Origin of the sequence: Blastococcus sp. LR1 (assembly GCF_020166105.1) — a bacterium.
In the GTDB taxonomy this organism is placed as follows: Bacteria; Actinomycetota; Actinomycetes; order Mycobacteriales; family Geodermatophilaceae; genus Blastococcus.
In genome coordinates, this window is record NZ_JAIUJY010000004.1 from 595,840 (window position 1) to 605,301 (window position 9,462).

Below are 9,462 nucleotides of genomic sequence, written 5' to 3' on the forward strand. Positions count from 1 at the left end.
GGATCGGTCCGCCCCGTTTCGTGCCGCGAAGCGCGCGGGCTCCCGTATACAGTCGGCTCCCGATGACTGCAGCACCGGGCACCGCCCTGACCCGCATCGACCACGCACTGCTCCGCTCCACGCGGCGCACGCTGGGCGGCACGCCCGCCGTCCCGGTGGCCCAGGGCCTGTCGCACTTCGGCGAGCACGCTCTCGGCTGGCTGGCCCTCGGGGCCGCCGGCTGGCTCTCGGGCCGCCGTCGCCCGGAGTGGGTCGCCGGCGCCGCCGGCGTCGTCGCCGCCCACGCCGCCGGTGTGGTGGTGAAGCGCGTGGTGCGCCGGGTCCGCCCGGCGCTGGAGGACGTGCCGGCCCTGGTGTCGACGCCGAGCCGGCTGAGCTTTCCCAGCGCGCACAGCTGCTCCACCGCCGCCGCCGCCGTCGGCTTCGGGCCCATGCTGGGTCATCTGCCCATGGCCGCGGTGACCGGCGTGATGCTGGTCTCCCGCGTCCTGCTGGGCGTGCACTACCCCTCCGACGTCGTCTCCGGTGCGGCGCTCGGAGCGGGCGTGGCCGCCGTCGTCCGCCGTCGTCTCATCGGAACCGCAGCCAGGAAGGCATGACCGTGACCGTGCACCCCCAGACGACCTCGAGCGCCGGCCCGCCGGCCGGAGGCGCGCCGCGGGCCGGCGCCGGCAGCGTTCCTGCCCGGCCGCCGCTCGCGCCCCGGCTGGCCGGCTGGCGAGGCACCTTCGCCTGGGGCCTCGTCCGCGCCGTCCGCCCGCGCCAGTGGGTGAAGAACGTCCTCGTGCTGGCCGCTCCGCTGGCCGCCGGGGAGATCTTCAACCCCGACGTGATGGGCCCGACCGCCGTCGCGTTCGTCCTCTTCTGCCTCGCGGCGTCCGCCGTCTACCTCGTCAACGACACCATCGACGTCGAGGAGGACCGCCGGCACCCGCGCAAGCGCTTCCGGCCGATCGCCGCCGGCGTCGTCCCGCGCTGGCTGGCCGTGGTCCTCGCCGCGGTGCTGTTCACCGTCGCGCTGGTCGCCGCGGTGCTGCTGACCCGCCCGGAGCTCGCCTGGGTGCTCGGCGGCTACGTGGTCATCCAGCTGGCCTACTGCGTCTTCCTCAAGAACCAGCCGGTCATCGACCTGGCGGTCGTCGCCTCGGGCTTCCTGCTGCGCGGCATCGCCGGTGGTGTGGCCGCCGGGCTGCTGCTCTCGCAGTGGTTCCTGCTCGTCGCGGCGTTCGGCTCGCTGTTCATGGTCGCCGGCAAGCGCTACTCCGAGCTCGTGCTGATCGGTGACGCCGCCGCCACCCGCAAGACGCTCAAGGAGTACTCCGCGAGCTACCTGCGCTTCGTCTGGAGCCTGTCGGCCGGCGTCGCCGTGACCGCCTACTGCCTCTGGGCCTTCGAGATGGGCCGGACGCAGGACGGCGTGCCGTGGTCGACGATCTCCATCGCCCCGTTCGTCATGGCGATCCTGCGGTACGCCGTGGACGTCGACAAGGGCGCGGCGGGCGCACCCGAGGAGATCGTCCTGCGCGACCGCGTCCTGCTGTTCATCGGTGTCACGTGGGTCGTGACTCTCTCCCTCGGAGTCTTCAATGCCTGAGACAACACTCCCGCAGGTCCCGCTCTACGGCTGGGGCCGCACCGCTGCCACGCCGGCCCTCCTCGCGCCGGTGCACGGCGAGGAGGAGGCCCGCGCCGCGCTGCAGGGTCACGGCGGGCGGGGCGTGGTCGCCCGCGGCCTGGCCCGCAGCTACGGCGACGCCGCGCAGAACGCCGGCGGCCACGTCCTGGACATGACCCGGGCCGACCGCGTGCTGGGCGTCGACCTGGCGACCGGTGAGATCGACGTCGAGGCCGGCATCTCGCTGGACCGGCTGATGACGCTCTTCGTGCCCATGGGCTTCTTCGTCCCGGTCACGCCCGGCACCCGGTACGTCACCGTCGGCGGAGCCATCGCCGCGGACATCCACGGCAAGAACCACCACCGGGTCGGCAGCTTCGCCCAGCACGTGCGCTGGATGGACCTGCTCACCGCCGACGGTCAGGTCCGCCGGATCAGCCCCGAGCAGGACCCGGACCTCTTCTGGGCCACCGCCGGCGGCATGGGCCTGACCGGGGTCATCCTCCGGGCGCGGGTCGCGATGAAGGCGATCGAGTCCTCGAAGATCCTGGTCGACACCGACCGGACCCCGGACCTCGATTCGCTGATGACCCTGCTCACCGAGACCGACCACCTCTACGACTACTCGGTGGCCTGGATCGACTGCGTGGCCAAGGGCGCCCGGATGGGCCGCTCGGTGCTGACCCGCGGCCGGTTCGCCCGCCGTGACGAGCTGCCCGCCAAGCAGCAGGCCGACCCGCTGCGCTACAGCTCCTCGGTGCTGCTCTCCGCGCCCAACGTCTTCCCGCCCGGCATGCTCAACTCGCTGACCGTCTCGGCGTTCAACGAGGTCTGGTACCGCAAGGCGCCGAAGCGCAAGCGCGACCAGCTGCAGAGCATCCCGACCTTCTTCCACCCGCTGGACGGCGTGGGGGAGTGGAACCGGATCTACGGCCCTCGCGGCTTCGTGCAGTACCAGGTGACGGTGCCGTTCGGCCAGGAGGAGGCGATGCGCGAGATCCTGACGCGGATCAGCTCCTCCGGTCACGCCTCGTTCCTCGCCGTCCTCAAGCGCTTCGGCGACGGGAACCCGGGCATGCTGTCCTACCCCTCGCCGGGCTGGACCCTCGCCCTGGACATCCCGGTCGTCGCCGGCCTCGCCGAGCTGCTGGACGGGCTGGACGAGCTGGTCATCGCGGCCGAGGGGCGGACCTACCTCGCCAAGGACTCGCGCGTGCGCCCCGAGGTGTTCGAGAAGATGTACCCGCGGCTGGACGACTTCCGCGCCGTGCGCCGTCGGGTCGACCCCGACGGCGTCTTCACCTCTGACCTGGCCAGGAGGCTCTCCCTGTGATCGACGCTCTCGGATCGGTCGGGTCGCTGCTGCTCGTCGGCGGCACCTCCGACATCGCCGTGGCGACCGCCCGGCGCTACCTGCAGGAGCGGCCGCTGCGCGTCGTCCTCGCCGCCCGCGACAGCGACCGCCGCTCCGCGGTGGCCGAGCAGCTGCGGACGGCCGGCGCCACCGTGGACGTCGTCGACTTCGACGCCGCGGACCCCGCGTCCCCGGAGCGGATGGTGGCCGAGGCGGCTGCCGGCGGTGACATCGACGTCGCCGTGGTGGCGTTCGGTCAGCTCGGCGAGCAGGAGCAGCTGGCCGTGGACCCGACGGCGGTCTCCGCCCTGGGCCAGGTCAACTACGTCGCGCCGATCGTCGTCGGCACCGTGCTGGCCAACCGGCTGCGCGCCCAGGGCCACGGCGTCATCGTGGCGCTCTCCTCCGTCGCCGGGGAGCGGGCCCGCAAGTCCAACTTCGTCTACGGCTCCACCAAGGCCGGCATGGACGCCTTCTACTCCGGCCTGGCGGACTCGCTGGTCGGCACCGGAGTCTCGGTGCTCGTCGTCCGCCCGGGCTTCGTGAAGTCGAAGATGACCGAGGGCCTGCCCGACGCGCCGCTGGCCACCACGCCCGAAGCGGTCGCCGACGCGATCGTCACCGGGGTGCGCAAGGGCAAGCACACCGTCTGGGTCCCGGGCGCGATGCGCTGGGTGATGAGCGGGCTCCGGCACACGCCGCGAGCGGTCTTCCGCAAGCTGCCCTTCTGATCCCTGCACGAACGCCGGTGGCCGCCACTCCCTCGGGAGTGGCGGCCACCGGCGTCTGCGGGGGCGTGCTCAGTAGGTGTCGGCGGACAGCCGCTTCAGCGCCTCGGGGTCGATGTCCCGGTCGTGCAGCGGGAGCACGATCTCGGTGACGACGTCGGCCAGCTCGGCGATGCGCAGGCTCTGCCGGCGGGTCTCCAGCAGCCCCGCCTTCACCTGACGGATCTCCTCCTGGTTGGCCTCGGCCAGCAGCAGGGTCATGTCCAGCCGCTCCCGCAGCGCCTTGGCCTCGGCCTGCAGGTCGGCGATGCCCTGGTGGGCGGCCGACACCGACTCGAAGGCCAGCCCCAGCTCGCGGTTGAGCCGGTCCCGATCGGCCATCAGCTCGGCGAGCTGCGGGACGAAGGCGCGCTGCACCAGCCCCCGCACCCGTCGTGCGGGTCCGCCCGCCAGCCGCTTCACCGTGCTGCGCGCTGCCATGACACCACCATCCTCGTCTTCGTCAGGTCGACCTCGTCGGCCGTGTTGGGCCAGGTGATGGCCTCGGTCACTTCCGACGTCCCCGTCACCGCGAGGCCGAACCCGGCCATCTCCTCGGTGAGGACGTCGATGTCCAGGATCCGGTGCATCGGGCCGCCGATGCGCGGGTCGGGCGCGAGGCTGTGCGACACCGCGAAGTCCAGGTGCGCCGAGCCGCCGCCGCGCAGCAGCATCGACAGCAGCCGCCACAGGTTGGGCCGGCCCACGTCCCAGACGGTCGGGAGCAGGTCGCGGGCGTAGACGGTGGCCGGCATGCCGCGCCCGGCCATCTCCGCCCCGAACGCCAGGATCCGGCGGGGGTCGTAGAGGTTGAGCGTCCGGAAGCCGGCGGGCAGCTCGTTGGCCGCGGCGTACTCAGTGGCGCGGATCATCGGCCAGCGGACGTAGTCGAGCGCCTCGACGACGTGGCCCTGGCGGGCCAGCCAGAGGGCGTCGTGGCCCCGCCCGCAGCCGAGCTCGACGACGAACGAGCCGGGGTCCAGGGTGTCGGCGACGGCGCGGACGTAGTCCGTGGGCGCGGTGCCGAGCTCGACCCGGTTGCCGAGGAGGTCGTAGCGGTACCGGTCCTCCCACGGCGTCCGGTTCATGTGCTGGTCGGACATCCAGCCGTAGAACCGGTCCTGGGTGTCCTGGGGCACGTCGAAGACGAATCCCGGGTCGGGGGTCGCCCAGCCCGGCCCGTAGATGGCGTCGAGCATGAGCTCGGGCTCGCGGCACATGGGCTGCGGGCGGCCCTCGATCATGAGCGTCCGGGGCGGGACCAGCTGCTCGCGGCTGACCTGGGCGCGGATGGGGAAGAGCTGGTACCACCAGCCGAAGTCGTCGATCCAGCCGGTGAAGATGTCGACGTAGCCGTCGGGCCGGCCCTCGTGCTCGAAGTGCAGCTGCAGGTGGCCGGCGGAGCACCGGACCACGGTGATCCCCGCGGCGACCAGGGCCCGGCCAATCTGCAGGCACTCGCGCGCGACGTCGGCGGGGTGCGAGTGCGGGCTCAGGTAGGCGAGGTCGGCGTCGTCGTCGTTGGGCATGACCCGGCCGTCGCGGTACGGCCCGAGCAGCGTGCCGCCGGTGACGTAGACGTCGACCTCGCTCTTGTCGGCGAGGACGTCGCGGATCAGGTCGAGCCGGTCCAGCAGGCGCTGCTCGATGCCGGCCGGGTAGTCGGCCAGCGCGTGGCCGATGTTGCCCCACTTGTTGATGATCAGGCCGAGGCCGTGCGAGTCGGCGAAGTTGACCGGCTCGTCGCTGTCGCCGAAGCGCGCCGAGGCGGTCAGCTCCGGCCCCTCGCCGTCGACCGGGTGGAGGGAGAACGTGGAGCGTCCCTCGAGGTAGGGCGGCATGACCCGCGGCCACGGCATCAGCCGTCGACCGGTCTCGGAGCCGTCCAGCGAGACGGCTTCGCCGACCCGGAACGACCAGATGCGGCGTCCGTCGAGCCGGAGGTCCACGGTGCGGAGGAGGTCCTCGGTGTCCGCGCCGAAGGTCACGCCCTGGGCGTCGACGATGAGATCGGTGAGCAGTGCGGCTCCTCGGTCAGGGGGTTCCTAGCCCGGCCGGCGGGAAAGGCGAGGTGGCGGCCGGTCGACCGTAACAAAACGGCCGCCGACCGTCCCCGGTCAGTTGATGCAGGTCGTGTCGGCCGCGGTGCGGGCGTCCGCGCCGGTCACCTCGCCCGCTGCCTGCGGTGCGTCGACCGGCTGGCCCACGGCGTTGAAGTCCGAGCCGAGGATCAGCTGGACGGTGCCGGGGGAGAGCGCGTCGTCGGCCACCACGGCGCTGCCGGGCAGGGTCGCCGCGACCGTCGCCGCCATCGCCTCGTCGCCCGGGGCGTGGTGCACCTCGGTCAGGTCGAAGTCCATCGAGTCGGCGTTGCCGGTCCCCGGAACGGTGAAGCCCGCCGCGGTGAGCGCCGTCGCCGCCTTGCCGGCCAGGCCCGAGGTCCCCGAGCCGTTCAGCACCTCGACCGACACCGCGGTCGGGTCGAGGGTCGGCGGCGCCTCGGGAGCCGGCGCCTCCTCCTCGCGCTCGGCCGAGAGGTTGGCGAAGAACGTCTGCAGCGTGTCCTCGTCCTCGAGCCGGATGATCGAGCGGTTCTGGTCGTCCCGGTCGGTCCCGATGTAGGGGATCGTCTGGAACTCGATGCTGCCCGCGGTCACCGACTGCATCTGCTCGGCCAGCTGGAGGAGGTTCAGGTTGCGGTCGACGGTCAGGGACTCCGCTGCTGCCTGGACCAGCTCGCGCTGCTTGCCCAGGTCCAGCAGCACCTCGTCGCTGAGCATCTTGCGCAGGACGCCGGCGATGAAGACCTGCTGGCGCACGATCCGGTCGAAGTCCCCGCGGGGGAGGCCGTGCCGCTGGCGGACGAACTTGAGGGCCTCGGCGCCGCTGATCACCTGCGCACCGGCCGGGAAGACCGCACCGGACCACTCGGAGTCGTCGACGGCCTCGCACAGGTTGACCTCGACCCCGCCGACGACGCTGCTGAGGTTGAAGAACCCGAGGAGGTCCACCTCGGCGTAGTGGTCGATCTTCAGGCCGGTCAGCTGGCTGATGGTCCGGACGAGCAGCTGGGCGCCGCCCGCCTGGCGCTGGGACTCCGCGGCCGACTCGTCGGTCTCGGCGTAGCCGTAGGCGTAGGCGGCGTTGAGCTTGTCCCAGCCGTGGTCGGGGATGTCCACGTAGGAGTCGCGCGGGAAGGAGACGAAGGAGGCGCGGGAGCCGTCGGCCGGCACGTGCACCAGGATCATCGTGTCGGTGTTGATCCCGGAGTCCTTGCCGGCGTTGAGCTGGGCCAGCTGCTCCTCGGTGAGCGAGGACCGGCTGTCGTTGCCGACGAGCAGGAGGTTCATCGCCTCGCCGGCGCGGCCGGTGCCGTCGTTGCCCGACGTCGGGATCGCGTCGGTGCGGTTGACGGTCGCCTCGGCGACCTGGCCGAGGTACCACCCCCAGCCGCTGGTGACGAGCAGGACGGTGGAGAGCACCGCCACGACGATGCGGGTGAAGATCACCGGGCGCCGGGAGCGGACACGCCCGGCCGGAGCGGCGTCGGCCGGGCGGCCGGTGTCGGCGGCGCCCCGGCGGCGGGGCGGCAGGCCGGCACGCGGGTCGAGGCGCGGCGGGAGCGCGCGGCTCTCGCGGTCGTCCGGCTCGAAGCGGTCTCGGGTCACGGGGTCCTCACTGCGGTGCGGGGGGCGTCGGCCCCGGTGGTCCTGCGGTCCGGCCGGTGGTTCCGGCGCCCGGAGGCGGGGCGCAGGCCCCGGTTCGTCGACGCGCTCATGGTAGGCACGCGGGCGATCGCGGCCGCCCCTCCGACACGGGAACCGTCCGTCACCTCCGGCGCCCTCCGTCCACCTGGTGCCCCGGACCCTCACTGGTCGCAGCAGTCACACCTCCGGCTCGGCGCGGGTCGGGCGTTTCGGCTCAACAAGCCCTCCGGGGACGACGATGCCCCTGGGTGGAGTGGTCCCGGAAGGGCAGCTCCGAGTACCTGACTTGGAGGACCTGTGCGTCGCCTGCTCATCGGACTGTCCGCCTTCCTGACCCTCACCGGGACGATCCTGGTCGTCCCCGTCTCCGCGGCCCCCGGCCCGGAGGCCCACCCCGTGACGGCGTCGGCCGACCTGGTGCCGATGGGGTCCGCCGAGGACCCCGCCCGGGGTGCGGAGCTCCAGGAGGGCACCACCGAGCCGGTGGTCGGCGTGCCGGAGAGCGCCCCGGCGCTCACCGTGTCCCGCACCGACGTGGAGTTCTCCATGGTCGGGGTCACCTGGGCGCCGGACCCGGCCGTCGACGACACGGTCGTGGCGATCCGCGTGCAGGACGAGGACGGCGCGTGGGGGGACTGGTCCGAGGTCGAGGTCGAGGACATGGAGCCGGACGCCGGGGACGGAGCACCCGCCACCGAGCGCCGGGGGGGCACGGCCCCGCTGTGGACCGGCCCGAGCACCGGCGTGGAGGCCGAGCTCGTCACGCGCTCCGGCGCCGCGCCGACCGACGTCCAGCTCGACCTGATCGACCCCGGCACCAGCGCCGCCGACGGCGCGCTCGGCGAGCCGGCGATGGGCGACGTCGCACACGCCGCGATGACCATGCCCGCGGTCTACACGCGTGCCCAGTGGGGCGCCGACGAGCGGATCCGCTCGTGGGGGCCGCAGTACCCGCCCACGATCAAGGCCGCCACCATCCACCACACCGCGAACTCGAACAACTACACCGAAGCCCAGGTGCCGGGCATCCTGCGCGGCATCTACCAGTACCACGCGGTCAGCCTCGGCTGGGGCGACATCGGCTACAACGTCATCGCCGACCGGTACGGCAACCTGTACGAGGGCCGGTTCGGTGGCCTGGCCAGCACCGTGGTCGGGGCGCACGCGGGCGGCTTCAACACCGGCACGGTCGGCGTCTCGATGCTGGGCGACTACTCGACCGTCGCCGTGCCGCAGGCGCAGATCGACGCGGTCTCCCGCATCGTCGCGTGGAAGTTCTCGCTCTTCGGCATCAACCCCCGCGGGACCACCAGCCTGGTCGGCGGTGGCAGCACGTCGAAGTACAAGGTCGGCAGCACGGTCACGCTGCCGACGGTCTTCGCCCACCGCGACGTCGGCAACACCGCCTGCCCCGGCAACAGCGGGTACGCCCGCATGCCCGAGATCCGGGACCGCGTGGCGGCCCTCATGGCCGGGCAGGTGGCCGCCGAACCGACCATGGCGGCGCGGTACGCGTCCGACCCGGCGCTGCGCTCCCAGCTGGGAGCCCCGATCCAGCCCGAGGCGACGATCGCCGGCGTCACCTACCGGAGGTACGAGCGCGGCAACATGTACTGGACCCCGACGACCGGCGCGCACGCCGTCGTCGGCGACATCCTCGCCCGGTACCTCGCCGGCGGTGGACCGGCGGCGCTGGGCGCGCCCACCACGGACGAACTGGCCACCCCCGACCGGGTCGGCCGCTTCAGCGTCTTCACCGGCGGCACCGCCTTCCCGGGCGGGGTCTCGATCTACTGGACGCCCCGAACCGGTCCCCGAGCCGTCGCCGGGGTGATCCGCGACCTGTGGGCGAGCCAGGGCTACGAGACCGGGCCGCTGGGTTATCCGACCGCGGACGAGAAGGCCACGCCCGACGGCAAGGGGCGCTACTCGGAGTTCGAGCGCGGGGTCATCACCTGGACCCCCGCCGGCGGCGCCCGGTCGATCTCCGGCGACGTCGTCGCGAAGTGGCGGTCGCTG

8 protein-coding genes are annotated in these 9,462 nt (G+C 73.0%); 5 read left to right on the forward strand and 3 right to left on the reverse strand.

Translation table 11 applies throughout. The features are described from left to right. The first annotated feature begins 62 nt into the window (after positions 1-62). Genes LBW97_RS14870 through LBW97_RS14885 form a run of 4 tightly spaced genes read left to right on the forward strand, consistent with a single transcriptional unit; the run spans position 63 to position 3,700 of the window. Positions 63-599 (forward strand): phosphatase PAP2 family protein, encoded by a 537-nt coding sequence (locus LBW97_RS14870; protein ID WP_224500127.1) that lies wholly within the window; start codon positions 63-65, stop codon positions 597-599. Beyond that, on the forward strand, positions 596-1,594 hold the full coding sequence (locus LBW97_RS14875) for a decaprenyl-phosphate phosphoribosyltransferase (protein WP_224500128.1): 999 nt from the start codon (positions 596-598) through the stop codon (positions 1,592-1,594). Before LBW97_RS14870 ends, LBW97_RS14875 begins: the two co-directional genes overlap by 4 nt. Next, a complete protein-coding gene (locus LBW97_RS14880; RefSeq protein ID WP_224500129.1) occupies positions 1,587-2,948 on the forward strand; it encodes an FAD-binding oxidoreductase in 1,362 nt (453 codons plus the stop codon). Before LBW97_RS14875 ends, LBW97_RS14880 begins: the two co-directional genes overlap by 8 nt. Further along, entirely contained in the window at positions 2,945-3,700 is a 756-nt protein-coding gene (locus tag LBW97_RS14885) for a decaprenylphospho-beta-D-erythro-pentofuranosid-2-ulose 2-reductase (protein WP_224500130.1), read from the forward strand. The genes LBW97_RS14880 and LBW97_RS14885 overlap by 4 nt, the downstream gene beginning before the upstream one ends. 69 nt (positions 3,701-3,769) lie before the next feature. Here the strand turns inward: LBW97_RS14885 and LBW97_RS14890 are convergent, their stop codons facing one another. The 3 genes from LBW97_RS14890 to LBW97_RS14900 all read right to left on the reverse strand — a co-directional run bounded on the left by LBW97_RS14890 (position 3,770) and on the right by LBW97_RS14900 (position 7,404). Continuing rightward, positions 3,770-4,177, reverse strand: coding sequence for a DUF6752 domain-containing protein (locus LBW97_RS14890; RefSeq protein WP_224500131.1), 408 nt, complete (start codon positions 4,175-4,177; stop codon positions 3,770-3,772). After that, on the reverse strand, positions 4,156-5,724 hold the full coding sequence (locus LBW97_RS14895) for a hypothetical protein (protein WP_224500132.1): 1,569 nt from the start codon (positions 5,722-5,724) through the stop codon (positions 4,156-4,158). Before LBW97_RS14895 ends, LBW97_RS14890 begins: the two co-directional genes overlap by 22 nt. Positions 5,725-5,853: 129 nt before the next feature. Beyond that, positions 5,854-7,404: an LCP family protein gene (locus LBW97_RS14900; protein WP_224500133.1), complete on the reverse strand. Its 1,551-nt coding sequence runs from the start codon at positions 7,402-7,404 to the stop codon at positions 5,854-5,856. A gap of 336 nt (positions 7,405-7,740) precedes the next feature. Here LBW97_RS14900 and LBW97_RS14905 point away from each other — a divergent pair. Next, a partial coding sequence (locus tag LBW97_RS14905) for an N-acetylmuramoyl-L-alanine amidase (protein ID WP_224500134.1) occupies positions 7,741-9,462 on the forward strand: 1,722 nt, incomplete at its 3' end.